General features: G+C 39.7%; 25 protein-coding genes, 4 tRNA genes, 1 pseudogene and 1 other annotated feature (1 of these 31 cut by a window edge). Of the genes and pseudogenes, 4 read left to right on the forward strand and 26 right to left on the reverse strand.

Going from position 1 to position 24,583, the window contains the following annotated elements; genetic code table 11:
• Positions 1 to 217: 217 nt before the first annotated feature.
• The 9 genes from ACYQ35_RS00270 to ACYQ35_RS00310 all read right to left on the reverse strand — a co-directional run bounded on the left by ACYQ35_RS00270 (position 218) and on the right by ACYQ35_RS00310 (position 4,642).
• Positions 218 to 631 carry a hypothetical protein gene (locus ACYQ35_RS00270; protein ID WP_459829023.1) on the reverse strand — a complete coding sequence of 138 codons (414 nt, stop codon included), beginning with the start codon at positions 629 to 631 and terminating at the stop codon, positions 218 to 220.
• A 384-nt stretch (positions 632 to 1,015) separates the two neighbouring features.
• Positions 1,016 to 1,086: transfer RNA gene (locus ACYQ35_RS00275), tRNA-Gly, on the reverse strand.
• A gap of 21 nt (positions 1,087 to 1,107) precedes the next feature.
• A tRNA-Phe gene (locus ACYQ35_RS00280) sits at positions 1,108 to 1,180 on the reverse strand.
• 148 nt (positions 1,181 to 1,328) lie between these two features.
• The gene (locus ACYQ35_RS00285) at positions 1,329 to 2,492 is read right to left on the reverse strand and encodes an FprA family A-type flavoprotein (protein WP_009462410.1); all 1,164 of its coding nucleotides are present in this window, start codon (positions 2,490 to 2,492) and stop codon (positions 1,329 to 1,331) included.
• Between the two features lie 159 nt (positions 2,493 to 2,651).
• Positions 2,652 to 2,738 (reverse strand) — tRNA-Leu (locus ACYQ35_RS00290).
• Positions 2,739 to 2,826: 88 nt separating this feature from the next.
• A tRNA-Tyr gene (locus tag ACYQ35_RS00295) sits at positions 2,827 to 2,908 on the reverse strand.
• Between the two features lie 244 nt (positions 2,909 to 3,152).
• Positions 3,153 to 3,608, reverse strand: coding sequence for a thioredoxin domain-containing protein (locus ACYQ35_RS00300; protein ID WP_459829026.1), 456 nt, complete (start codon positions 3,606 to 3,608; stop codon positions 3,153 to 3,155).
• Between the two features lie 18 nt (positions 3,609 to 3,626).
• Entirely contained in the window at positions 3,627 to 4,187 is a 561-nt protein-coding gene (locus ACYQ35_RS00305; protein WP_459829029.1) for a hypothetical protein, read from the reverse strand.
• Between the two features lie 2 nt (positions 4,188 to 4,189).
• On the reverse strand, positions 4,190 to 4,642 hold the full coding sequence (locus ACYQ35_RS00310; protein ID WP_009462413.1) for a hypothetical protein: 453 nt from the start codon (positions 4,640 to 4,642) through the stop codon (positions 4,190 to 4,192).
• 52 nt (positions 4,643 to 4,694) lie between these two features.
• Here ACYQ35_RS00310 and ACYQ35_RS00315 point away from each other — a divergent pair.
• The 3 genes and pseudogenes from ACYQ35_RS00315 to ACYQ35_RS00325 form a co-directional block, all read left to right on the forward strand.
• Positions 4,695 to 5,294: pseudogene (locus ACYQ35_RS00315) on the forward strand (replication initiation factor domain-containing protein); the annotation flags it as partial.
• Complete coding sequence (locus ACYQ35_RS00320) at positions 5,294 to 5,497, forward strand: excisionase (RefSeq protein ID WP_002607397.1); 204 nt, start codon at positions 5,294 to 5,296, stop codon at positions 5,495 to 5,497. The pseudogene ACYQ35_RS00315 and the gene ACYQ35_RS00320, both read left to right, overlap by 1 nt.
• A 78-nt stretch (positions 5,498 to 5,575) precedes the next feature.
• The gene (locus tag ACYQ35_RS00325) at positions 5,576 to 6,769 is read left to right on the forward strand and encodes a tyrosine-type recombinase/integrase (RefSeq protein ID WP_459829033.1); all 1,194 of its coding nucleotides are present in this window, start codon (positions 5,576 to 5,578) and stop codon (positions 6,767 to 6,769) included.
• Positions 6,770 to 7,144: 375 nt separating this feature from the next.
• Here the strand turns inward: ACYQ35_RS00325 and ACYQ35_RS00330 are convergent, their stop codons facing one another.
• The 16 genes from ACYQ35_RS00330 to ACYQ35_RS00405 form a co-directional block, all read right to left on the reverse strand.
• Entirely contained in the window at positions 7,145 to 9,187 is a 2,043-nt protein-coding gene (locus ACYQ35_RS00330; protein WP_459829036.1) for a glycoside hydrolase family 13 protein, read from the reverse strand.
• A gap of 15 nt (positions 9,188 to 9,202) precedes the next feature.
• A complete protein-coding gene (gene ftsH / locus ACYQ35_RS00335; protein WP_459829039.1) occupies positions 9,203 to 11,038 on the reverse strand; it encodes an ATP-dependent zinc metalloprotease FtsH in 1,836 nt (611 codons plus the stop codon).
• Between the two features lie 17 nt (positions 11,039 to 11,055).
• Positions 11,056 to 11,583 carry a hypoxanthine phosphoribosyltransferase gene (gene hpt, locus ACYQ35_RS00340; protein WP_009462433.1) on the reverse strand — a complete coding sequence of 176 codons (528 nt, stop codon included), beginning with the start codon at positions 11,581 to 11,583 and terminating at the stop codon, positions 11,056 to 11,058.
• Complete coding sequence (gene tilS / locus ACYQ35_RS00345) at positions 11,567 to 12,979, reverse strand: tRNA lysidine(34) synthetase TilS (protein ID WP_459829113.1); 1,413 nt, start codon at positions 12,977 to 12,979, stop codon at positions 11,567 to 11,569. The genes hpt and tilS overlap by 17 nt, the downstream gene beginning before the upstream one ends.
• Before the next feature lie 73 nt (positions 12,980 to 13,052).
• Positions 13,053 to 14,444 carry a SpoIIE family protein phosphatase gene (locus tag ACYQ35_RS00350; protein WP_009462436.1) on the reverse strand — a complete coding sequence of 464 codons (1,392 nt, stop codon included), beginning with the start codon at positions 14,442 to 14,444 and terminating at the stop codon, positions 13,053 to 13,055.
• Positions 14,445 to 14,550: 106 nt separating this feature from the next.
• Complete coding sequence (locus tag ACYQ35_RS00355) at positions 14,551 to 14,877, reverse strand: septum formation initiator family protein (protein ID WP_009462438.1); 327 nt, start codon at positions 14,875 to 14,877, stop codon at positions 14,551 to 14,553.
• 58 nt (positions 14,878 to 14,935) lie between these two features.
• The gene (gene yabQ / locus ACYQ35_RS00360) at positions 14,936 to 15,265 is read right to left on the reverse strand and encodes a spore cortex biosynthesis protein YabQ (RefSeq protein WP_009462441.1); all 330 of its coding nucleotides are present in this window, start codon (positions 15,263 to 15,265) and stop codon (positions 14,936 to 14,938) included.
• A gap of 6 nt (positions 15,266 to 15,271) precedes the next feature.
• A complete protein-coding gene (yabP, locus tag ACYQ35_RS00365; RefSeq protein ID WP_040449319.1) occupies positions 15,272 to 15,556 on the reverse strand; it encodes a sporulation protein YabP in 285 nt (94 codons plus the stop codon).
• An 87-nt stretch (positions 15,557 to 15,643) separates the two neighbouring features.
• Positions 15,644 to 15,883, reverse strand: coding sequence for an RNA-binding S4 domain-containing protein (locus tag ACYQ35_RS00370; RefSeq protein ID WP_009462444.1), 240 nt, complete (start codon positions 15,881 to 15,883; stop codon positions 15,644 to 15,646).
• Between the two features lie 62 nt (positions 15,884 to 15,945).
• Complete coding sequence (locus ACYQ35_RS00375) at positions 15,946 to 16,248, reverse strand: HU family DNA-binding protein (RefSeq protein ID WP_172618727.1); 303 nt, start codon at positions 16,246 to 16,248, stop codon at positions 15,946 to 15,948.
• Between the two features lie 105 nt (positions 16,249 to 16,353).
• A complete protein-coding gene (locus tag ACYQ35_RS00380) occupies positions 16,354 to 18,087 on the reverse strand; it encodes a phospho-sugar mutase (protein WP_459829047.1) in 1,734 nt (577 codons plus the stop codon).
• A 33-nt stretch (positions 18,088 to 18,120) separates the two neighbouring features.
• Positions 18,121 to 19,125 (reverse strand): CotS family spore coat protein, encoded by a 1,005-nt coding sequence (locus ACYQ35_RS00385; RefSeq protein WP_009462451.1) that lies wholly within the window; start codon positions 19,123 to 19,125, stop codon positions 18,121 to 18,123.
• An 80-nt stretch (positions 19,126 to 19,205) separates the two neighbouring features.
• A complete protein-coding gene (locus ACYQ35_RS00390; RefSeq protein ID WP_459829050.1) occupies positions 19,206 to 20,540 on the reverse strand; it encodes a CCA tRNA nucleotidyltransferase in 1,335 nt (444 codons plus the stop codon).
• A gap of 14 nt (positions 20,541 to 20,554) precedes the next feature.
• The gene (locus tag ACYQ35_RS00395) at positions 20,555 to 20,797 is read right to left on the reverse strand and encodes a thioredoxin family protein (protein WP_009462455.1); all 243 of its coding nucleotides are present in this window, start codon (positions 20,795 to 20,797) and stop codon (positions 20,555 to 20,557) included.
• Positions 20,798 to 20,805: 8 nt separating this feature from the next.
• Complete coding sequence (locus tag ACYQ35_RS00400; protein WP_459829054.1) at positions 20,806 to 21,744, reverse strand: CobW family GTP-binding protein; 939 nt, start codon at positions 21,742 to 21,744, stop codon at positions 20,806 to 20,808.
• Between the two features lie 3 nt (positions 21,745 to 21,747).
• Positions 21,748 to 22,074, reverse strand: a complete 327-nt coding sequence (locus ACYQ35_RS00405) for a winged helix-turn-helix transcriptional regulator (RefSeq protein WP_459829057.1) — start codon at positions 22,072 to 22,074, stop codon at positions 21,748 to 21,750.
• Positions 22,075 to 22,226: 152 nt separating this feature from the next.
• Here ACYQ35_RS00405 and ACYQ35_RS00410 point away from each other — a divergent pair, with 152 nt between their 5' ends.
• Positions 22,227 to 22,859, forward strand: a complete 633-nt coding sequence (locus tag ACYQ35_RS00410) for an NAD(P)-dependent oxidoreductase (protein WP_009462461.1) — start codon at positions 22,227 to 22,229, stop codon at positions 22,857 to 22,859.
• Between the two features lie 28 nt (positions 22,860 to 22,887).
• Here ACYQ35_RS00410 and proS read toward each other — a convergent pair whose 3' ends face one another.
• Positions 22,888 to 24,330, reverse strand: coding sequence for a proline--tRNA ligase (gene proS, locus ACYQ35_RS00415; protein ID WP_459829060.1), 1,443 nt, complete (start codon positions 24,328 to 24,330; stop codon positions 22,888 to 22,890).
• Positions 24,331 to 24,400: 70 nt separating this feature from the next.
• Positions 24,401 to 24,583: a binding site (T-box leader), on the reverse strand; it runs 34 nt beyond the window's last position.

The raw sequence follows: 24,583 nt of genomic DNA on the forward strand, positions 1-24,583 counted from the left end.
TATTAATGCGGTTGGCGAACCTTGCATTAATTATAACACTGGAGGTTTTTTACTGTAAGCTGAAGCACCTCTATCTCACCTGCATAGCAGGTGGTTTATTTGTTTTCCAAAGTTCCGTTTTTCGAATCAGCGAAAAACTCCACAATGGCAAACAGGGCTTTACCCTAACAATTTAAGAGGACATATCAAATTTGATATGCCCTCACTTTATTATCCGTCAAAAATATTTCTCAAACTTTTTATATGTTTCTTTCGGAATCTGATACAGTTCATCATCTATCTTAACTTTATCCGGATTATAAAAATAGAGTTTTTTTGACACTATTTCTTTTTCTACTTCACACTCTATCTCCATATGATAAATCAAACCCTTGATACTATCATTATTCATTTTCTTATACGATATATTTTTCAAATCCTCCAACAGCGCTTCAGAAGCATTCTCATCTAAAACAATATATTCAGCCCCATGTCTTATCATTTCCTCATCAGCCATTGAGATTTTCACAAGATTATCTTTGTTTACACCTTCCAGTGGGCTTACATCTTTTTTACAGGAAATAACAGAAAGGGATAATGCCGTTACAACACTCACATTCAAAAGCATAATTTTCCATCGTTTATTTTGCAAAATATATCACCCCATCTAGATTAGTATAATTTTCCCGAACCCAAACATTATTTTGTCCCCAGCCATTATTTACAATCACATAATTTCCATTTTATATTAACAATTTTTTATATTTTTTCAACCTTATATTTAAAAAAATATATTTTTTATTTATTTTTTTAGTTTTATTTTTTTATAAATTTTCTGTTTTTAAGTTGTTACTACTAACAAGATTATAAAATAAATAAATCTTCTTTTGGTAGACATTTACTAATCTAACAAAAGAAGATCATTCCCAAAGAAATATCAATATATCCCAAACACATTATTCAGTTAATAGCAAGATTCTATTTTTTCTATAATACACTCACAAAACATATCTTATATATTTTTACGTAGCAAAAAAGCGGGTGATGGGAATCGAACCCACGTATCTAGCTTGGAAGGCTAGTGTTCTACCATTGAACTACACCCGCATAATCAATCTTATTCAACTATGCCCAGAGCCGGAATCGAACCAGCGACACGAGGATTTTCAGTCCTCTGCTCTACCGACTGAGCTATCTGGGCTTATGTCATTTGATAACTTATCTCTGACACGTTTAATATCATATCAGATATTCCAACCATTGTCAACAACTTTTTTACATATTTTATCTTCTTTCTTTTCCGAAAAAGAAGGGCATATCCTATCAATAGTCTACGCCCCTTTATCACCTTATGCCATTAATTCATCTGCCATTTTTTCCATAACTTCTACTGTATCATCGTTCATTACAGATTTGATTGTCACTACAGTGTCACAAATTGTTATGTCTTTCATACTTTCAAATACTGCCTTCATCTGTCTTGCCGCTGTCGGAGCCCATGAACCATTTTCCATAATCGCCACTTTACGTTTTTGGAAGTTTTTCGCTTTTAAGTGCGTTAAGAAGTTTTCCATACATGGAAATACTCCGTTATCATAAGTTGCCGCAGCCACAACTAATTTATCGTACTTAAATGCGTCCTCAATCGCCTCAGACATATCATCTCTTGACAAATCCATTACAGCAACTTTTTTCGCACCTTTTTCCCCAAGGATTTCTACCATTTTCTTTGCCGCTGCTGCAGTATTTCCGTGAATGGAAGCATATGCTACCAAAACCCCTTCTTCTTCCGGTTCATAACTGCTCCATGTATTATACTTATCTATATAATACGCTAAATTTTCTTTCAATATCGGACCATGAAGCGGACAAATCATCTCTATATCCAATGCCGACGCTTTCTTCAAAAGATTCTGCACCTGCATACCGTATTTTCCTACAATATTGAAATAGTAACGTCTTGCCTCGCAAGCCCAATCTTCATCTGTATCTAATGCCCCAAATTTTCCAAATCCGTCTGCCGAAAAGAGAATCTTCTCAGACTGCTCGTAAGTCACCATAACTTCCGGCCAGTGTACCATCGGTGCCATAAAGAACTGTAATGTATGACTTCCGATATTTAGAGTGTCTCCTTCTTTTACGAGAACTTTTCTTCCTTCCAAATCCACATTAAAAAACTGTGAAACAAGATTAAATGTTTTCGCATTGCCGACTACCTGCATACTTGGGTACTTTTCAATTAAATTTTGAACATTGGACGCGTGATCCGGTTCCATATGAGAAACAACAAGATAATCCACTTCTCTGCCGTCCAAAACTTCTTCTAAATTAGCAAGCCACTCTTCTGTCGCTCTTGCATCTACTGTATCCATAACAGTTACTTTTTCATCAAGAATGACATATGAGTTATAGGAAACTCCATTCGGAATCACATACTGACTTTCAAACAAATCCAACGTCTTATCATCTACACCTACATACTTAACTGTATCTGTGATTTTCATCTCTTTCATCTCTTTCTCCTCAATCTATCTTCTCTTTCACTTCGTGCAATTATTATACCGTAGTTCTCTGCAATTTCCTAGTATGTTTTTCTAAAAATGCACTGCCAACCTAAAACAAGAAGAGAGAAACCTCTGTTTCACAAAGATTTCTCTCCCACTGCTTCTCACTGCCGCAGACCGGAATCGAACCGGTACGGGAGTATAAGTCCCGCAGGATTTTAAGTCCTGTGCGTCTGCCTGTTCCGCCACTGCGGCATATATAAATTAAAATATAAATGGTTGAAGAAGGATTCGAACCGTTTTGGTTGTAGCAAACCGCTTTCTCTACCCTTAGTTTTATGAATGGATGGAGAAGGATTCGAACCTTCGAAGGCGGTGCCAACAGATTTACAGTCTGCCCCCTTTGGCCACTCGGGAATCCATCCATATGCCTAACAATATCTATTTATATCACACTCTAAATAAAAAAGCAAGAAAAAGTTCTAATCTGTATTAGATTTTTTCTCTTCATTTAAACTCTGTCGGCATTTTTCACATATCATCTGCCCTTCGGGAACGATTTCCCCGCAGCATACGCACGTGTCTACATTAAAATATTTTATTTTCTTCCCACTTTTCTTTTTCTTTTCCAAAATATACTCACCCTGTTTCTCAGTAGAAAAGTCTTCATTATTTTTTCTTGTCCATTTTATAATCTTGTACCCAATTATCAAATAATGTTTTAGTTAAATCCTGACTTTCATTATCTAACTGATTTACCAGTTTTCCGTCTTCAATATAGAATATTCCGGGTGTTCCCACAAAATCCGGAAACATATCTTCTATTTTTTCTATATTCTCATCTGACTTTGCGCCAAAATTTTCATCAATGTTTACATCATAAATTTTCACATGGTGGTTCTTAAGATAACTTTCCATCAGTTCATAAAATTCCGCACAATATTTACAATAGTCACGGGTAACAACTAACGTAAATGTTTCCTTTTCTTTCATCATCGTTTCCATTTCTTCCATGGATATCTTTATAATTTCCCCCGGTCTTGTGTCCCTATTATAAAATTTTCCACAGCCGCTCACCATAATACTCAAAGCAATGATTAACAGTAAAAAAGATTTTTTTCCCAACTTTTCTCCCTCCTATTCTTAATTCTCCTTATCCCTTTTCAATTCTGAAGGTATAGAATATTTTATCTTGTGGTCAAAACTTACCTGTTCTTTATCTATTTTTCCATCTTCATCAAAATAGAAAATGTATTCCGAAGGCGCTTTCTCTTTCTTTTCAACAATTGAAAATATATAGAAATCGAGTTCTACTCCCGGCTCTATTTCTTCCCAAAAATAACTTTGAATTTCGTTAATAAGCACAATTTTCCCCTGATAATGTTCTTTGTTGGAAAGCCCTTCCACTTTTATCTGGTTTACATTTACTTTTTTATCTCCGGTATTTTTCAGTGTTCCGTATAATACATGATAGTAATAGCCCTCCTCTTTTTTATAGTGGTTATAATATCCCTGCGGATTTTTGGGTTTAACCTCTTCTCTTTTGTCCCATGATTTGACTTCCAACTGCAAATTTCCGATTTGAAATGTATTTCCTTCCCGCTCTACAGTATCTTTTGCCTCATATTTAGTATTTCCACAGCCTGATAACAGCAAAACCGACAAACACAGACAGATAATTTCTTTCCTCCAATTTTTCTTCATAATTATTCCACCTTAAGTATAGTCTCTACCTCTCCGCCATTCATCTCAACTTCAGGATCTTTCAATGAGCCTGTCTTAACGGAAATTGTAATCGGATAATTGCCAACTTCAAATTTCTCTTTTATCTCAATTTCCACAATCGCTGTGCCGGGTTCTAACCACTTACTTTCATATAGAAGTTTGTTTCCTTCTTTTAAATAAATCTGATATTTAAAATAACATGGGTTTCCTTCCGGATTCACCAAGCCTGCTTCTACTTTATTTTTCCCTGTCTTCATCGTCAGTTCTGAAAAGACCGGAATCATAATTTCATTAGGATTTTCATTTTTCATTCCATTCGGCATCTGATAAGCAATCGCTTCTTTATCTAAATCAACTTTCGGCTGCCGGTTTAACGCCCACCAGATTCCTCCGCCAACCAACAAGGCAAAAATTAAGATAAGCGGAAGCAACATTTTTTTACGTTTTTTTCTATGATACGTACATATCCTTCCTCGCCCTCGTTACTTTTACACTGCAAAGACTGTTTATATTGGTGCTGGTAAATCGGGATTATCCTACCGCTTTTATGATAAAGATAAGGAAGTCTGTTCAAAACATAATAAGACACTTGATGAAGTCGGCAGTTGGAAACGGACAGAAATGCAACTGCGTGATGATAAGGCTCATGCTTTTGCCATGACATTCAAAGACAGACCGCTGGAACTTGGGGAACTGGCTTTCGGGCTACTGGCAAACAACCTACGCTTTGTCGTAGCAAACAGAAATGAAAGTAATAAAAGCAGGTGGAAAACGTGTCGATTTTGGGAACGCTTTTTAGGGGCTGTGGAAGTCTTGAAACTGCAAGTACCAAAACAGCAAAATTCCCTTGAGGAAACACAGCAATGGCTCACAGAGGGTGGCGTGATTTCCGCTGTCAAAAGTTTTTATTTCTTAGAAGAACATGACGCATTAGGTGGACTGGAAAAAGTAGGAACTATGCTTGATAAGGCAAGATACAGCAATTCCCTTTCCAGTAAATTAACCGCCCATTTACAGAGGATAAACCGCACCGACCTTATCCCCTATATCCAGTATGACACGAAACATGGGAAAGGGGGTATCTGATGAATAACAACGATATTCCCGTATGGGAAAAATACACCCTTACCATTGAAGAAGCGTCAAAGTATTTCCGTATCGGAGAAAACAAGTTAAGACGATTGGCAGAGGAAAACAAGGACGCTGGCTGGCTCATTATGAATGGCAACCGCATACAGATTAAACGCCGACAGTTTGAACAGGTCATTGACAAATTGGACGCTATCTAGTGCAAATGAGCCTTGTATGTGTTATGATGAACACAAGTCATATCAAGGCTCTTTCCAACAAGGAAAGGAGCAGACACCATGAAAGAAAAAAGACGGGATAACAAAGGACGTATCCTGCATACTGGAGAGAGCCAACGAACAGACGGAAAATACTTATATAAATATGTGGACGCATTTGGAAACACAAAATATGTGTATGCTTGGAGATTGACACCCACAGACCCGACACCAAAGGGAAAACGGAAAAAACCCTCACTTCGAGAACTGGAACAGCAGATAAGACGGGATATTGAGGACGGTATCGACAGCACAGGCAAGAAAATGACGCTTTGCCAACTCTATGCCAAACAGAACGCACAGAGGGCAAATGTGAAGAAAAGCACAATGAAACAACGGGAACAACTCATGCGGTTATTGAAAGAGGATAAGTTAGGTGCTAGGAGCATTGATACAATCAAGCCCTCTGACGCTAAGGAATGGGCGTTACGCATGAAAGACAAAGGCTTTTCCTACAATACCATTAACAACCATAAACGCTCGTTAAAAGCGTCATTCTATATCGCTATACAAGACGATTGCGTAAGGAAGAACCCTTTTGATTTCAAGTTAAATGAAGTCCTAGAAAATGATACCAAAGAGAAAGTCGCATTGACAGAGGAACAGGAACAAGCCTTATTGTCATTTATTAAGACGGACAATGTGTATCACAAGCATTATGATGATGTGCTGATACTGTTAAAAACAGGACTTCGTATCTCGGAACTGTGCGGACTGACAGTAGCCGACATTGATTTCAAGAATGAAGTTGTGATTATCGACCACCAGTTACTAAAGAGTAAGGAACAGGGCTATTATATTGAAACGCCTAAGACGAAAAGCGGGATAAGGCAAGTACCATTAAGCAGAGAAACGATACAGGCATTTCAACGGGTTATGAAGAAACGCCCAAAGGCAGAACCATTTGTGATAGACGGACGGGGCAATTTCCTATTTGTCAATCATAAGGGCAAGCCAAAAGTTGCGATTGATTACAACGCCTTATTTGTCCGTATGGTAAAGAAATACAACAAGCACCACAAAGACAATCCCTTGCCACATATCACACCGCATACGCTACGCCATACGTTCTGCACAAGGCTGGCAAGCAAGAACATGAACCCAAAAGATTTACAGTATATCATGGGGCATTCAAACATTAGTATCACAATGAACTGGTATGCTCATGCGTCCATAGATACCGCAAAATCAGAGGTTCAGCGTCTAATTGCATAGAAGTATTTACCACGATTTTAACCACGTTTGATAGAGAAAATATAAGAAGATAGACCTAGATATGTGAGGTTTACCACAAAAGCAAAATGCCCGTAGAACCGATAAAATAAGGCTTTGCGGACATTTAAGAAGATATAAAAAGATAGTCAAAAAGACATATATAATTTAAAATAAATATTTTACTTTAAAATGTATTTTGGTAAAAAGCAGATGATATTTACTACACTTCTGTAAAAACTATACCAATTTGCTCTAGATTGATATTAACATAACCGGAAAATATTGTCTATAACTTTTTTCCAATTTTTTACATTTTTTTCATACACAAAAATTATATTGACTTTAACCATAATCCAAAAGGATAAGCGCCTATTTTTAAAATTCCATCGTCTTTAACACAAGCGCCGAATGTTTTCCCATATTGACTACCATTTCCCCATTCTTCACAATATACTCTTCATATTCCGTTGTATAATCATCGTCATAAGTATACATCAGCCTTCTCATTCTGCCCTCTTTCGGAACGCCTGCACGCCATACCGGAACAACAATTTCCGCACGTTCACTTCTGTTATTTATCACAACAACAAATTGTTCCGTGTCGCTGAATCTGGCATACGCCAAAATATGCTCCGCTCCATGCAGTAATAAGATTGATCCGCTCTTGAACGCCTCATATTTTTTGTGAATCCGTATCATTTCTTTATGGAAAGCAATCAGCAATTTATCTTCTAACCCCCACGGATATGTTCTTCGGTTATCCGGATCGGTAAACCCGCATACGCCCGCCTCATCACCATAGTAAATCGTCGGAGCGCCTATCCAAGTCATCTGCATTGTAACGGCAACTCTGAAGACTGCCTTACTCACATACTCTTCCGCCGCTTTCGCGCCCAGCTGTGCCGCCCTTCCCACCATATGGTTCGTTCTTGTGAGGAAACGGGAATGGTCGTGATTAGACAATTCGTTCATTGCAACAAGTCTTGAAGGTGTAAACATTTTGGACATATGATACTTCATCGTTTCCGCAAAATGGTCTGCATTCCCCCATAGTTCCTGTCTTTCTTCGTCACTGTGTTTTTCCATACCGGTTAAAAACCATGTAATCGGCTCCATAAACGCATCGTAATTCATTACCGTATCCCATTCATCTCCCAAAAGCCACTCTTTCGGATCTCCGTAATGTTCTGCGATAATTACCGCATTGGGATTCGCCTCTTTTACGGCACTGCGGAATTTTTTCCAAAATTCGTGATTATATTCGTTGCTGTATCCCAAATCAGCAGCAACGTCCAATCTCCAGCCGTCCACATTGTACGGCGGAGAAACCCATTTTTTAGCAATATTCAGTATATATTCTTCCAGTTTTGGAGAATCTTCGTAATTTAATTTCGGAAGGGTATCATGCCCCCACCAGCCTTCATAGCGGGTATTATATGGCCAGTCTGAATCTTTATTTTCATTAAAATGGAAAAACTCCCTATACGGACTGTCTTTAGAAATGTATGCGCCTTTCTCATATCCCTGCTGCCTCTCATAAATATGTTCTCTGTCCAACCATTTATTAAAAGAGCCGCAGTGATTGAATACGCCGTCCAAAATCACTTTCATTCCTCTTCGATGAATCTCTTCAACTAACTGAGCAAAAAAGCGATTGCTTGCCTCTAAATTTTCTTTATCTGTTGTTCTTTTCTGATATTTCGTTGCGTGCACGTTGTTTTTAGCATGCTCGCCGACCAATTCGCCGCCATCATGAAGGATCACTGCATAGTGAGGATCTATATAGTCATAATCCTGTATGTCATATTTGTGATTAGACGGTGAAACAAATATGGGGTTAAAATAAATCGCCTCAATCCCTAAATCCTGAAGATAGTCTAATTTATCCATAACGCCTTTTAAGTCTCCGCCATAAAAATCACGCACGTCCATCTCTCTCGGATAACGGTTCCATTCCGTCACTTTTTGACACGGTTCTCCTATATAGAGATATTCCCTCGTTTCCACATCATTCGTTTTATCACCATTACAAAAGCGGTCAACAAAAATCTGATACATTACCGCCCCTTTTGCCCAATCCGGTGTGGAAAATCCCGGTGCAACCGCAAAAGAATAGGAATGAATCAGGTTCTTACAAACTCCGTAGGTATTATAATAACAGTAGTCATCTTTGCTTTTCACTTCAAAATAATAGTAAAAAATTTCACTGCCCAGTTGTTTTTCAACAGTATAATAATCAAAGTTTCCTTCTGTCTCTCTCTTTGTCATAGGCAATCTTTCGTTTCCGGATACAAGCCATACATTTTCCACATCATCTTTTGCAGTGCGGAAACGTATGGTAATCCGGCTATTTACCGATGGATCAGGAGGCCATACATAACTCCCTGTCCCATCACTAAACAACGCCTGTTTATTCATAGAAGCACTCCTTCTCTAACCTTCAGATACCGTTTCTTCAAATAATGCCTCAAATTCTTCTCTTGTAATCTTCTCCTTTTCAAGCAAAGCATCGGCACATGCGTGCAGCACAGACTGGTGTTCTTTGATAATCGCTTTTGCTTTCGCATAACATTCATCAATAATACGTTTCACTTCTCTGTCAATCTGTCCGGCAACTTCCTCGCCGTATCCTCTAGATGTGTGTGCAAAATCACGTCCGACAAACACCTCTTCACTGTCATTATCGTAATTAATCAGACCAAGCGTTTCCGACATACCAAATTTTGTTACCATAGATTTTGCCATAGCCGTCGCCTGCTTAATATCCTGAGATGCTCCCGTCGTAATATCGTCAAAAATAATCTCTTCCGCAATTCTTCCTCCAAGAGATACCGTAATATCCTGCAGCATCTTTCCTTTTGTATTAAACATCTCGTCTTTTTCAGGAAGAGGAATTGTGTAACCTGCCGCACCGGTTCCCGTTGGAATGATAGACACACTGTAAACAGGGCCTACATCAGGAAGTACATGGAATAAAATCGCATGTCCCGCCTCGTGATATGACGTAATTTTCTTTTCTTTTTCGGAGATAATACGGCTCTTCTTCTCCGCTCCGATGCCGACTTTTACGAACGCTTTGCGAATATCATTCTGCTTTACATAAACTCTGTCTTCCTTCGCCGCATTAATCGCGGCCTCATTTAACAGGTTTTCCAAATCCGCTCCGGTAAACCCTGCCGTTGTCTGCGCAATCTGTAATAAATCCACATCGTCACCAAGAGGTTTTCCTTTCGCATGAACACGAAGAATCTCCTCTCTTCCTTTTACGTCAGGTCTTCCAACCATAACTTTTCTGTCAAATCGTCCCGGTCTTAAAATTGCCGGATCAAGAATATCCACACGGTTTGTGGCAGACATTACGATAATTCCTTCATTTACGCCAAAGCCGTCCATCTCAACAAGAAGCTGGTTCAGCGTCTGCTCTCTCTCATCGTGACCGCCGCCCATTCCGGTTCCACGCTTTCTCGCAACCGCATCAATTTCGTCGATGAAAATAATACACGGAGCATTTTTCTTCGCTTCCTCAAATAAATCTCTCACTCGGGAAGCGCCTACACCTACAAACATTTCCACAAAATCCGAACCGGAAATAGTGAAGAACGGAACACCCGCCTCACCTGCCACAGCTTTTGCAAGAAGTGTCTTACCTGTTCCCGGAGGTCCTACGAGGAGTACCCCTTTCGGAATTCTCGCGCCAACCTGAATATATTTCTTCGGTTCTTTTAAGAAGTCTACAATCTCCTCTAAATCTTCCTTCTCTTCCTGAAGGCCTGCCACCTGCGAAAATGTAATCTTTCTGTCCTTATCCGTGCTCATCTTCGCGCGGCTCTTTCCGAAACTCATGGCTTTCGCACCCGCTCCGCCTGCCTGACGGTTCATCATCATAAACAGGAACAAAATAAGCCCTACGGATACGAGTGTTGAAAATCCGGTTGTAGCAAACCAACTGTCTTTCGGAACATCATTCACATAGTAATCTACATTTTCCTTTTCCAAAAATTTCTCAACTTCTTTTACGTCCGATACATTAAAAGTTTCCTTACTGTCATCTTTCAGAACGGCTTCCACCTGACCGGTAGGAATTGCCTTGTTCTGCTTAACCGTGACAGATTTCACCTCATCATTTTGAACAGCAGACTTAAATGCACTGTAAGTATATGCTGATTCTCTCTGCGGGATATCATTCAGAATCCACCACGTCACCAAAAACACTACAATCAACAAGATGAAAGGAAAACCATTTACACCTCTGCTCTTACCATTATTCAATTTCTCAATACCCCTTTCTACTCGACACCTTCCACTACGCCGATGTATGGTAGATTTCTATATTTCTGTGCATAATCCAGTCCGTATCCGACTACGAATTCGTCCGGAATCTCAAATCCTACATAGTCCACTTTGACATCTCTCACACGGCGGTCAGGTTTGTCAAGTAATGTGCATAATCCCATACTTTTTGGGCCTCTCTTCTGCAGGATTTCCAATAAGTATGACAATGTTCTTCCTGAATCAATAATGTCCTCCACAACAATAACGTCTTTTCCTTCCAATGTTTCGTCTAAATCTTTTGCGATTTTAACAACTCCGCTGGAAGATGTTCCGTCACCGTAACTGCTTACGCTCATAAAGTCCATAGAAACCGGAACAGTAATTCTCTTTGCCAATTCACACATGAAAAATACTCCACCTTTTAACACACAGATTAAATGAACCTGTTTTCCGGCATAGTCTTCGCTGATTTTCTTTCCTAATTCTTCAATTCTTGCATTTACTTCTTCTTCTGAAATTAATACTTTAATTTTTTCTGACATTGTCCTTTTCTCCTTTGTCTATTGTGATTTTTAATATATGTTTTGTATTCTTACCTATCTGATACGCACAACCTCTTCTATATCCCACAACCCATAAAATATGGCTGCCGTCTGCCAGAAGAAGAACCCTGTCCCTCTCTTCCTTAGGGATTTTCTCATTGATAAAATAAGATTTAAGTTTCTGCTTCGCTCCACTTTCATTGATGGTAATATAGTCGCCCGCAGCCCTCGTCCGTATCACTATAGTTCTGTCCATTATATCACAATCAAAGCACTTCGTGTAGGGGTTTTCTACTTCCTCCCTGCTGATTTCTTCCGCATTCTTTATTTCATAAGAAATATTCCACTCCCCTATCTGCCTGTGATTACTCTGCAGTAAGTCTATTTCCTGTTTTTCCGCTTCCTCTTTCTGTCTCATTTCCCTTGCAAACGTAATACAAATCCCTTCATAACAACGGCAGGCACAAACGCCATACGGAAGATGTATTTGCCTTCCCACCTGATTGCCCATCAGTTTCTGTACTTCTTCGATGTGAACGGCATGGATATCTTTTTCCTTCTTTGTCATGGAAACGATTGCCTTTTTGATTACCATTCCACGCAAAATCAGAGGGAGTTTCTCATACTCTTCCTTCAAAAGAACTGTTTTGTTTTCTTTCTCAAGACTTACCCTGTCGTAGCGCCTTTCCGCTTCCTCCTCCATATAGTCCTGCAGTTCCCATATTCTCTCCATCGTCTCAGAAAAATGAGCCACCGTTTTTTCATTTACTCCCTGTTCCAGCGTCCGTATAACATGATTACGAACCCGGTTTCTCGTATACGCATCGGAATAATTTGTTTCATCTGTGCAATAGGCAATCTGACGTTTCAACAGATACTCTTCAATCTCTTTTCTCTCAAGACAGAGAAGCGGACGAATTCTGTTTTCCTTTACCGGACGCATGCCTCCAAGTCCCGCCAGACCGCTCCCCCTTGCCAAATTCATCAGAAGAGTTTCTGCATTGTCATTTCTATGATGCGCAAGTGCGATTTTCGTTCCGCCATACTTTTTTAGCGTTTGTTCAAACGCTTCTCTTCTCACATTTCTTCCCGCTTCCTCTAAGGACTCCCTCTTATTTTTCGCAATCCATTCTACATTTTCCCGATAAACTTCGCAGGTTAGATGATATTTTTCGCAAAGTTCCCTCACATATTTCTCATCACTTTCCGCATCTTCACCGCGCAAAAGATGATTGACATGGACAACGATTATATCAAACCCGATTGTCTTTTGCAGTTCCATTAAAACAAAAAGAAGGCATACCGAGTCCGCACCCCCTGATACGCCCACAACAACTTTATCCGCTTTATTCAGCATTTCCCATTTTGCCACAAATCTTGCAACTTTTTCTATCATCACATTCAGTCCCTTTATCTTTTGATATACATTTCCACTATATAGAATTCCTTTTTAAAATGCAACCATTTCATTACAGACTCCAAAATCCCACTGCCAGCACGGTCATGTCGTCCAACGGTTCTTCTCCCGTCCACTCCAGCACCTGCTCCAAAATGTGGTGCGCCATTTCTTTCGGATTGTTTTTGTTCGTTCCGCTTATAATCATTTCCATCAGCAAATCCTGCTCCCCGACCGGCAGTGCGTCCAGCACACCGTCCGTCACCATAATGACAAAGTCCCCGTTTTCCAATCTTTTCCGCGTTGTCTCTATCTCCAAATATTGTACAACTCCTATCGGAAGACTGGTGGAACTGATTCTTTCCACTTTATCCCCACGTTTTATGTAGGTCGTGGACGCTCCCACCTTCACAAACTCACAATTTCCATTATACAAATCAAAAACACTCATGTCGATTGTGGAAAAACTGATTTCTTCTCTTCCCATAACGAGAGCCGTATTCATCATCTGAATGGCAGTTTCCTTAGGAAATCCCGCAATCAGAAGTTCTTCCAACATTTCCACAACCATCGCACTTTCCTGAAACGCTTTTTCCCCCGAACCCATACCGTCCGACAAAATAACGCCATGTTTTCCACCCGGAAGTTCCATCATGGAAAAGTTATCCCCGGAAATTTTATCACAACCTTTCCCGATTTTGGCAACTCCCTGAAGAGTATGGTATTTCGGGCCTTCCATAGCGACAATTGTACAGTACTCCTGACCGACCAAAAGACGCTCCCCTTCCGGTAAAACCATTTTTCTGCCCACAACTTTTGACAGATTCCATACCAGTTCTTTTGTCGTCACACATTGTCCCTTTTTAGAACGGACAGTGAGATGTATCTCATATTTCCCTTCCGGTGTAATCAGAAACACACTGCTCAACAGCCGCACATCTATCTTTTTCAACTGTGCCTGTATTCTTTTTTCCAAAGACTCGTCCGAAAAAATACTGGCGTCCAACTCTCTCGTCGCATGCTGAATCATATGTGCAAAAGAATCCAGTTGAATGGCACACCCCTGCCTGTTTTGTGCCAATTTATTATTCCAAAGCAGTGTCTTTTTTGCCCCCTGAAACGTGTCCAATGTCTCCCGCAAAAATCTTGGCGCCTGTATGCAGCGTTTCTGCAATTTTCTCTTTATCTCCGTATTCAACTCAACGCCGTACTCCTCCACCGCCGAAAGAATTTCATACACCATCTGATATGTATAAATCGCATTCTCCCCCATGCACCATTCTCTGTTCTCACATTCCCTGCAGACGTTTTCACCTATCTCGGCAAAAATTTCTTCCATTTCCGCCTGAGTAAGCGTCTCCCTCTTTTCCTCCAGATGTAAAAATGTATCCGATAAATGCCTGAGTGAATTGGCAAACTTATCTATCTGTGTCACATACGGATTGTCCACTTCTATTTTACCCATACCCTATCTCCTTCTCTCACTTATTTTCTTTGCAAAAGATTGTATGACCGTACAATAAAAAACAAAAAAGATTGCGCTAAACGCAATCTTTTGTAAAATCTCTTTTCTATTTTTCTGACTGAAACAAAATCTCATTCTTACGGGCAAGCCCTAATTCGTCTTTTGCCTTGTCCTCTACATACTCATCTGTCTGCACATATTCTTCAAACTCTTTAATGTCTTCTAATCTTTCGTTCTCTTCTTCAATCTGTTTTTTCAGTTCTGCTTCCTGTACTTTATATGTCTTATTCTTCGCCTGAAGTGAAATGCTGCTAACAGAAACCACTCCCACCAACAGAACCAAAACAAACGTAACAATCATCATACTTCGTTTATGGCGCTGTAACTGTTGTTTCTTTTGACGTGCAGTTATTTTTTTGTTTATTTTCGCCATACTTATTCCCCATTTACTACTTATTTATACTTCATTATCCCCATAACACATGTTCATCTTAGCGTGTTTTCGCCCTTTTATCAACACTTTTCTTAATTTTTTCACATATTTTTTTCGCCAAAAAAAGTGCAAAAGAGAGTAAAATCATACCCAAAACAACACCTAGTATGAAGAACCAGCGAACACTACCATCACTTGTATAATAGATTTCTATAAACAAATAAAAACTCGTCCCTACCCAAAAAAGAAAATCTTCGATTGAAATGGAAAGCAGATTATGTTTGACGATTCTCCGTATCACTCTCAGCAAAGTGTATGTACCATACACTGCCATTCCCGCAATCACAGCGTGGACAAATATTTCCAGTTCTTTTTCTAAACCAAGCATAAACGGTTACCTGAACAGTTTTGCAATCAGATTTTCTCCCTGCTTTGCTTTTGCATGAATTTCAGAATAAGCGATACTGTCAATATTTCCCGAGAGGTCCACTTCTCCCTTTTCCAGACTGAGCCGGTTGACATGAATATCGCTTCCTTTAACCATAAGCATTCCCTGTTCTGTTTCCAGCAATATTTCATTCAAATCAAAAGACAAGACGTCCAACACTCCTGTTACGACACTTGTCTTTCGGTTATTGATTACAATTTTATGTGCTTTTGGCACTTGTTTCTCTTCCACTTACCTACACGCCCTTTCCTTTTGTCCGAACAGACAACACGTTCTTTTTGCTATTATATGAAAAGGGCAGAAAATTTATGACTATACCTATAAGTAACGGAATAACTCTTTTGCTTCCTCTTTCTTTGTCGTCTCCTGCAGAGCAAGCACTTCCGCTTTCACACTTTTTGTTCCGAATTGGATTTCAATAATATCCCCGACTTTTACTTTCTGTGACGCTTTCGCAACCAATCCGTTGACCAACACACGCCCCGCATCACAGGCTTCATTTGCCACTGTTCTTCTCTTAATCAAACGGGATACTTTCAAAAATTTATCTAATCTCATAGTTCCTCCTTAAAAGGGGACGTAGTAAAACCTGATTTTACTACGTCCCCTTTCACACTTTTTTAACAATTTACAGCATCTTTTAATGCTTTTCCAACTTTGAATTTTGGTACTTTGCAAGCCGCAATACTCATTGTTTTTCCTGTCTGTGGATTTCTTCCTTCTCTTGCTGCTCTTTCGCTTACTTCAAATGTTCCAAATCCTACTAACTGGATTTTTTCACCTTTTTTCAATTCTTCTGTAACTACTTCAACGAACGCTTTTAACGCTTTCTCAGCATCTTTTTTTGATAATTCTGCATTTTCAGCAACTGCTGTAATCAATTCTGTTTTATTCATGGATATATCCTCCTCTAGTTGTATCATAAAATCCATCTTAGATTCTATAGCAATTACGAGCATTTTCCCTATTTTTCCTGCTCTTGCCCTAAGTATTGTTATAACGGTTTCCCCTATATTTGTCAAGGGGAATTATAGCATTTTATCAATCATTTCAAGCACTTCTTTGCCCAACTCTTCTGATTTCTTATCTGCGTCTTCCAATGAAGTTCCTTTTACTCCATAGTAGAATTTTACTTTTGGTTCTGTACCAGAAGGTCTTACACACAGCCACGCCTCATCGTTCAAATCATAGTAAAGAACATTTGAACTTGGAAGTCCTGTCTGTTTTGTTTCTCCCGTCTCCATGTCTTTGATTGTATCAGCCTGATAGTCGCGGGCTTTTAATACTTTATATGGGCCGAAAGAAGAAGGTGTATCATTTCTCAATGTATTCAAAATTTCCTGAATTTTTTCCAATCCTTCAATTCCCTTTAATGTAATTGACTGGATTCCGTCTTTGTAATATCCGTATTTTTCATACATATCGATCATTGCGTCCCACAATGTTTTTCCTTTTGTTTTGTAATAAGCAGCCGCCTCGCAAAGAGCCATTGTCGCAACAACCGCGTCCTTATCTCTCGCATGCGTTCCGATAAGGCAGCCATAACTTTCCTCAAATCCAAACAGGTAGTGACCTTTTCCCGTTGTCTCAAATCCTAAAATTTTCTGTCCGATATACTTAAATCCTGTCAACACTTCAATAAGACCTGCTCCATATCCTTTTGCGATGGCATCAGCCATATTTGAAGTAACGATTGTCTTAATGAGATAACCGTCCTCAGGAAGTCCTTCTTTTTCTTTTCTCTGACCGATTTCATAGTCCGCGAGAAGACAGCCGGACATATTTCCCGTAAGCACTTTATACTCGCCTGACACTGTATCTTTTACATATACGCCAAGTCTGTCCGCGTCAGGGTCTGTCGCAAGTATTAAGTCTGCATCAACCTCTCTCGCCAGTTTTAAACCGAGTTCAAATGCCTCTTCCGATTCAGGATTCGGATAAGATACCGTAGGGAAATCTCCGTCCGGAAGTTCCTGTTCTTTGACAATATAAACATTCTCAAATCCCAACTCTTTTAAAACACGTCTTACAGGCACATTTCCCGTACCATGAAGAGGACTGTAAACAATTTTAAGTTCTTTATTCATTGCGTCAATAGCGTCCTGGTGGATTACCTGCTGCTTTAACGCCGCAATATAAGCATCGTCAATCTCCGCTCCGATTGTCTGATACAGTCCCATTTCTTTTGCCTCTGCAAGAGACATTGTTTTCACACAATGGAAATCTTCAACCGCCTCTACTTTTGCCATAATTCCTTTATCGTGCGGCGGCGTAATCTGTGCACCGTCTTCCCAGTACACTTTATATCCGTTATATTCCGGCGGGTTGTGACTTGCAGTAATGTTGATACCCGCAATACAATTTAACTGACGCACTGCGAAAGATAACTCAGGAGTTGGTCTTAATGCGTCAAAAACATATGCCTTAATTCCATTTCCCGCAAGGCAGAGCGCCGCCTCGTCCGCGAATTCCGGAGACATATGGCGTGAATCATATGCGATTGCAACTCCTCTCTCCTTAGCATCTCTTTTCGCAATATAATTTGCCAGTCCCTGTGTTGCTTTTCTGACAGTATATATGTTTAAACGATTTGTTCCTGCACCGATAATTCCTCTAAGTCCTGCTGTTCCAAATTCTAAATCTTTATAAAAACGTTCTTTAATTTCATTCTCATCGTTTGCGATTCCTTTTAATTCTGCTTTTGTGTCCTCATCAAAGTAGGAATCGTTTAACCACTGGTCATATCTTTTCTGATAATCCATACTTTTTTACCTCCTGTAATTTGCTGTTTTTTATTATACAACAGTATTTTCCAAATGAAAAGCAAATATATTCTTTAAAAACTTCTTCTTTTCTTCCGTCTGTGAAATGGCGACAGAAAGTTTCTCCACATTTTTTTCGGAAATCCACGCCTTATTGGAATGATAGTAACTGTTCAGTACCTTCCAAAATTTCTCCGGATAAACAAAACGAAGACAGAGATATTCTTTTTCCCCCTCCCCCAGAGGTTTTATTTCCTGATATGTACGCAGCATAGCCCTGCCAAGTTCCACGCTCCAGTGATGTTTTTCCAACACTTTTCTCATAAAATAGTATAAATCTGCCGCCTGAATATCAAGGCAGGAATGTTCAAAATTGGTTGTCGCCATTCCCTGCTGCGTTATAATCAGGTTATGGTAATTATAGTCTCCGTGGGTGATTGCTCCCTCCTCAATACTTTTTTCCAGAAGCATTTTATATGATGAACATGCTAATTTCTTATCAGCGTATTCTGCCCACATATACATTTCACCAAAATGTTTCAATGCAACATTTTCAAATTGACTTTTAGCCGTCTTATTGCGCATAAATTTTCTTATTTTTCTCAATTCCCTGTTGTGCCGGGTATATTCCTCCGCCAAATCATTTCCAACAAATAATTTCCAGTCCTCATTAGGAATTTTCATCATCAAATGTATTCTCGCAAGGTTTCTTGTCGCTTCCAAAACTTCCGTTTCACGTTTCACATCACATTCTCGTCCTAAATACCATTTTTTTAGAACATAACGTGTCCCGTCTTCAGACATACTGACAAAGTTTCCCTCTTTGTTGATAAACATATTGTCAACCCGTTCGTATCCCCTGTGTATCATTTGAGTTGTCAATTCCTCCAGCATGGAAATTTTCTTTTCCGAATCAACGGTTTCCTTAAGCAGAAGTACCCCTTTATCTGTTTCACATAAAATAGCGCCCCTCACTTTTCTTGTGGCACTGACTTTTATATCATATTGCTCCAAAACATTTAAACTATATTCTTTCATGACTCCCCCTACATTTTCTGTTTTGCTCTTTTAACTGTATGAGAAAGTTTTACAAAGTAGAACAAAACCTGTAGTACAAGTCAGATTTTTCTGTTTTCTTTTACATAAAGTTTTAACATTTCTTCATTATTATATTCAGGATTATCCAAAACTAACTGTAATAATGTATTCAACATCTCCCCTATTTCTTTTCCCGGCTTCATGCCAAGCTGGATCAAATCATTTCCGGTAACGGCAAGCGTCTTAAGGGAAACGCACTGTCCCTTTTCCTGAATCTCCTCGAAACAGTCCCTGATTCCATCGAGATTTGCCAGTTTCTCCGTTCTCTGATACTCACTCTGCGCCAATGTATCCGCCATACGCACTTCCAAATAAAACGGAAATAAATCCTCTCCGATTAAGTTGACCGCACGTCTTACATTTTTTGTACGCGCAGGCATTCTGTAGTCATGGTATTTAACTAGTTTTGCCACTTTCCGAAGTGTATCATTGTCAAATTTCAATCGTTTTAAAATATTTCTGACGATTTTCTCCCCCTCCACGTCATGATACTTAAAGTGGGCAACCCCGTCCCTGTCCACGGTCTTCATCATCGGTTTTCCCACATCGTGCAGAAGCATCGTCAATCTTAAAATTTTATCCGCCCTTATAATCGTGAGCGCTTTGATCGTGTGTTCCCCGACCGTATACATATGATGAGGTGTTTCCTGTTCCGTATTCATCATTTCATCAAACTCCGGCAAAATTACTTTTGTAATGCCAAGTTCATATGCAAGCCGTATTCTTTCAGGATTTGGGGAGACAAGCATTTTGACCAATTCCACCTGAATTCTTTCCGCGCTAATCTGCTGCAGTGTAGGGGCTAACGCCACTATCCCCGCTTTCGTTTCCTCCTCTATGGAAAACCCGAGTTGTGCCGAAAAACGTACCGCGCGCAAAATGCGAAGTGCATCTTCCCCAAACCTTTCTTTCGCATTGCCGACACATCGGATAACACCTTCTTTTAGATCTTCCATGCCGCCAAAAATATCAACAATTCCCTCTTCTTCATTATATGCCATGGCGTTAATTGTAAAATCTCTTCGCAGCAAATCTTCCCGAAGGCATCTTGTAAATGTTACCTGTTTTGGGTGGCGGTTATCTTCATATTTTCCGTCAATGCGATATGTCGTTACTTCAAAACCTTCTTTTCCCATTAACACGGTAATCGTTCCATGCTCAATTCCCGTGTCAAAAGTACGTTCAAACAGTGCCTTCGTCTCTTCTGGCAAGGCCGATGTGGTAATATCCCAGTCTTCCGGCTCTCTTCCCAAAATCGAATCTCTGACGCAGCCTCCGACTGCATACGCTTCATATCCATGACTTTTTAACGTATGGATAATCTTTTTCACTTTCTCCGGTAATGTAATCTTCATTATCTGTTCCTTTCCTATTTTCCCGTGGACTGTATATATGTTTTCACTTCGTCCTTTTTCATCACTCTCCCGGCGGAAATCATTTTTCCGTCAATCATAAGCGCCGGAGAAGTCATCACGCCCAATTTCACAATCTCCATAAGATCTTCCACCTTTTCCACTTCCGCTTCAACACCGGTTTCTTCCACTGCCTGCGTTACATTCTCATATAATCTGTCACACTTGTCACAACCTGTACCAATCACTTTAATTACCATATTTCCCCCTAATTTCTTAACTTCATTTCTGTATCATTATATTTTGCCCACACTGCAAAAATCTCTTTAATGACAGCCGCCCCTATTTTAGAAATAAACACAAGCTGTCCCTTTTCCAACGCATCTGTCTTCTGCAAATCAATCTTTTTTCCTACCAGGTCAACCTGATTCCAGCCTTTTCCCTTAAATTGGACAAATCCTTTTGCTCTGTATAAGCTTGGTGCAATCTCTTCCAAAAAAGAACGCAGTCCTTCCTCTTCCACTTCCGACTCAAGTTCCATAAACAGGGTTTTTGGTTTTGTTTCTTCCGTATTTGTTGTTTCTTCGCCTTCCGCCCACTGATACAATAATAAATCTTCTTCTAAAACAGTTATATCCAAATCTCTATTTGCACTTTCCACAATTTTGCATACGGGGTTAATCGTTCTGATAACTTTGCAAAGATTTTGAACTTCCTCCTCAGACACCAAATCCGTTTTTGTAATAACCGCCAGATGGCAATGTTTCAGTTGCCTGTGAACTGTCTCTAAATCCTCCAGTTGTGACAGGAAATTCACCGAATCCACGAAACAAATCACCCCTCGAAAATCATAAGACCTACCCGATACCATCTCAGAAGCCTTCAGAATTTCTTCTACATTCGACGGGTCACCTAATCCGGAACTTTCTACAAACAATTTATCAAATTCATATTGCGCCATCTCGCTTAATGCCTGTACGAACTGCAGTTTTAAACAGGAACAAAAAATAGAGCCGCGGTTAATCTCCACCATTTGAATATCATTATGTTTTAATATCTCACCATCAATCCCCAGTTTTCCGAATTCATTCTGAATCACACCGTTTTTTTCTTCTTTTGACTCCTGTAAAATTCTTGATAATACAGTTGTTTTCCCCGCACCGAGAAAACCGGTAAATACATACAGTTTCGTTCTCTTTTCTTCCATTTTCTATCCCTTCTTTCTTTTCTTCTTATATTCTGTTCCCCAGTCAACCATGGAACTCAAAACCGGTTGTAAACTATATCCTGTTTCTGTAAGCGTATATTCTACTCTCGGCGGCACTTCCGCGTATACTTTTCGCGTAAGCAGACCGCTTTCCTCCATCGAGCGCAAATTTGTGGTCAATACCTTTTGAGATACATTTCCAATTGATTTTTTCAGTTCTCCAAACCGTTTTGTCCCCGGCATCAAATCACGCAGGATTAAGACTTTCCATTTGTCCCCAATCAGCATAAGTGTCGTCTCCACCGGGCATATCGGTAAATTTTTTTCCATAATAATCCCCATTTCTTCACAATAGTTACTTTTAGGTAACTATAGCACAAAAAAGTGCTTACTTTACGATTCTTCTCTACGCTTATATTATAATCTTGTAAACGGAAAACAACAAGCCATAAATAAAACAATAAATCGAGGAGGTAATCATTATGAAGATTGCAGTTGTTTGTGCAAATGGTAAAGCAGGTAAATTAATCACGAAAGAAGCAGCGGATAGAGGACTCGACGTTACCGCTATCGTGCGTGGCGAAAATAGGTCCGCTGCCGGGAAAGTTGTCTTAAAAGACCTTTTTGAACTCACTTCAGCTGACTTGGCAGATTTCGATGTCATAGTTGATGCTTTCGGTGCATGGACACCGGAAACCATTGACAATATTCCTAGAGCAGTAAAACACCTTTGTGATTTGCTATCAGGTAAAAATACGCGTCTGCTGATTGTCGGTGGTGCCGGCAGCCTCTATATCAATAAAGAACATACTTTATGTGTAGCCGATGGGGCTGATTTTCCTGAAGCATTTAAGCCTTTGGCAGAAGCACACGATAAGGCTCTGCGTCACCTTCGTACGAGAAATGACGTAAATTGGACATATATAAGCCCTGCCGGAGATTTTCAGGCAGACGGAGAAAGAACCGGAAAATATATTTTAGGTGGAGAAGAGTTGACTTTAAACTCTAAGGGTGAAAGTGTAATCAGTTATGCCGACTATGCAATAGCTATGGTTGATGAAATCATAAAAGGAAAACATGTACAACAACGAATTTCTGTTGTTTCTGAGTATTAAAAAAGATTGCGCATATGCGCAATCTTTTTTAATAAGATTTTCCCCAATAAACCATATGTTTTGCAGGTTTTCCACAACAGATACAAACATCTGACAAATGCTCCTGTTCAGGTGGAATACAACGTGAAGAAGCGCCGCCTGTCTGTGCCTTAATCTCATCTTCACACGCCTCATCTCCACACCACATAGCTTTGATAAACCCACGGTTTTCCTGGGATTTCTCAATCATTTCGTCCATCGTAACCGCTGTATCAATATGAGAATCAAGGAATGCTTTTGCTTTATCAAACATATCTTTCTGGATTGTTTCCAAAATCTCACCTAATTTTGTTGTAATTTCATCTAAAGATACAACAATTTTTTCTCTTGTATCACGTCGTACAACGACAACCTGATTATTTTCAATATCTTTTGGCCCGATTTCAATACGTGTTGGAATTCCCTGCATTTCCTGCTCACTGAATTTCCACCCCGGACTCTTATCTGAACTGTCCATGTTGACAGCATATCCTGCCGCTTTTAATGTGTTCATAAGTTCTGTTGCTTTCTCAAGAACACCTTCTTTATGCTGAGCAATTGGAATTACTCTTGTCTGTACAGGTGCAATTCTTGGTGGAAGAACAAGTCCGCTGTCATCTCCGTGTACCATAATAATCGCACCAATCATTCTTGTTGTTAAGCCCCAAGACGTTTCATATACGCTGTGCAACTCATTGTTTTTATCCAAATATTTAATGTCAAATGCATCTGCAAATCCGCTTCCGAAGAAATGACTTGTCGCTGCCTGCAACGCTTTTCCGTCATGCATCAATGCTTCAACGGTATAAGTGTCTTCCGCGCCTGCAAATTTTTCACTGTCTGTCTTCTTACCTGCAACAAGTGGGATTGCAAGACTTTCTTCAATAAAGTCTTTGTAAATCTTCTGCATCAAAATTGTTCTTTCTTCCGCTTCCTCATATGTTGCATGAATCGTGTGTCCTTCCTGCCATAAAAACTCTCTTGAGCGCAGGAACGGTCTTGTTGTTTTCTCCCAGCGGAGTACTGAACACCATTGATTCCAAATCTTTGGAAGGTCTCTGTAAGACTGTACTGTTTTGCTCCAATGGTCACAGAATAATGTTTCAGATGTAGGTCTGATACACATTCTCTCCTGAAGCGGTTCATTTCCTCCATGTGTAACCCAGGCAACTTCCGGTGCAAATCCTTCAATATGATCTTTTTCTTTCTGAAGAAGATTTTCCGGAATCAACATTGGAAGGTATACGTTTTCTACGCCTGTTTCTTTAAATCTTTTATCTAGGTCTGCCTGAATCTTCTCCCAGATTGCATATCCGTTTGGCAGATAAACCATACAGCCTTTTACTCCTGTGTAGTCACATAACTCCGCTTTGCTTACTACGTCTGTGTACCACTGCGCGAAATCTTCATCTCTGGAAGTAATCGCTTCTACAAATTTCTTTTCTTTTGCCATAGCACTCTCTCCTTTTTACTACTTCATTTGATAGTTTACGGAAACAAAAAACGCCGGATTTTTCGTTCCCTAAAGGGACCGAAAAACTCGGCGGTACCACCCTAATTAATTATGACAACATATACCTGTTTATCATAATTCACTTTCTTCCCTTTAACGCAGAGATACGTTGTATTTTCATACAAAGCTCGAAGGCAGGTTCTATATAGCGCCCGTAGAAATATTCCACCATAAATTTCCTCTCTGTAACTTC

It is taken from the genome of Faecalimonas hominis, from assembly GCF_054660755.1.

What these genes read in the sequence shown, in the direction of transcription:
- ACYQ35_RS00285 (WP_009462410.1), bottom strand. Translation starts at nt 2,492, where the DNA reads ATGAAAGAGATGAAAATCACAGATACAGTTAAGTATGTAGGTGTAGAT.
- ACYQ35_RS00305 (WP_459829029.1), bottom strand. Translation starts at nt 4,187, where the DNA reads ATGAAGAAAAATTGGAGGAAAGAAATTATCTGTCTGTGTTTGTCGGTT.
- ACYQ35_RS00310 (WP_009462413.1), bottom strand. Translation starts at nt 4,642, where the DNA reads ATGTTGCTTCCGCTTATCTTAATTTTTGCCTTGTTGGTTGGCGGAGGA.
- ACYQ35_RS00320 (WP_002607397.1), top strand. Translation starts at nt 5,294, where the DNA reads ATGAATAACAACGATATTCCCGTATGGGAAAAATACACCCTTACCATT.
- ACYQ35_RS00325 (WP_459829033.1), top strand. Translation starts at nt 5,576, where the DNA reads ATGAAAGAAAAAAGACGGGATAACAAAGGACGTATCCTGCATACTGGA.
- ACYQ35_RS00330 (WP_459829036.1), bottom strand. Translation starts at nt 9,187, where the DNA reads ATGAATAAACAGGCGTTGTTTAGTGATGGGACAGGGAGTTATGTATGG.
- hpt (WP_009462433.1), bottom strand. Translation starts at nt 11,583, where the DNA reads ATGTCAGAAAAAATTAAAGTATTAATTTCAGAAGAAGAAGTAAATGCA.
- tilS (WP_459829113.1), bottom strand. Translation starts at nt 12,979, where the DNA reads ATGATAGAAAAAGTTGCAAGATTTGTGGCAAAATGGGAAATGCTGAAT.
- ACYQ35_RS00350 (WP_009462436.1), bottom strand. Translation starts at nt 14,444, where the DNA reads ATGGGTAAAATAGAAGTGGACAATCCGTATGTGACACAGATAGATAAG.
- ACYQ35_RS00355 (WP_009462438.1), bottom strand. Translation starts at nt 14,877, where the DNA reads ATGGCGAAAATAAACAAAAAAATAACTGCACGTCAAAAGAAACAACAG.
- yabQ (WP_009462441.1), bottom strand. Translation starts at nt 15,265, where the DNA reads ATGCTTGGTTTAGAAAAAGAACTGGAAATATTTGTCCACGCTGTGATT.
- ACYQ35_RS00370 (WP_009462444.1), bottom strand. Translation starts at nt 15,883, where the DNA reads ATGAGATTAGATAAATTTTTGAAAGTATCCCGTTTGATTAAGAGAAGA.
- ACYQ35_RS00375 (WP_172618727.1), bottom strand. Translation starts at nt 16,248, where the DNA reads ATGATACAACTAGAGGAGGATATATCCATGAATAAAACAGAATTGATT.
- ACYQ35_RS00380 (WP_459829047.1), bottom strand. Translation starts at nt 18,087, where the DNA reads ATGGATTATCAGAAAAGATATGACCAGTGGTTAAACGATTCCTACTTT.
- ACYQ35_RS00385 (WP_009462451.1), bottom strand. Translation starts at nt 19,125, where the DNA reads ATGAAAGAATATAGTTTAAATGTTTTGGAGCAATATGATATAAAAGTC.
- ACYQ35_RS00390 (WP_459829050.1), bottom strand. Translation starts at nt 20,540, where the DNA reads ATGAAGATTACATTACCGGAGAAAGTGAAAAAGATTATCCATACGTTA.
- ACYQ35_RS00395 (WP_009462455.1), bottom strand. Translation starts at nt 20,797, where the DNA reads ATGGTAATTAAAGTGATTGGTACAGGTTGTGACAAGTGTGACAGATTA.
- ACYQ35_RS00400 (WP_459829054.1), bottom strand. Translation starts at nt 21,744, where the DNA reads ATGGAAGAAAAGAGAACGAAACTGTATGTATTTACCGGTTTTCTCGGT.
- ACYQ35_RS00405 (WP_459829057.1), bottom strand. Translation starts at nt 22,074, where the DNA reads ATGGAAAAAAATTTACCGATATGCCCGGTGGAGACGACACTTATGCTG.
- ACYQ35_RS00410 (WP_009462461.1), top strand. Translation starts at nt 22,227, where the DNA reads ATGAAGATTGCAGTTGTTTGTGCAAATGGTAAAGCAGGTAAATTAATC.
- proS (WP_459829060.1), bottom strand. Translation starts at nt 24,330, where the DNA reads ATGGCAAAAGAAAAGAAATTTGTAGAAGCGATTACTTCCAGAGATGAA.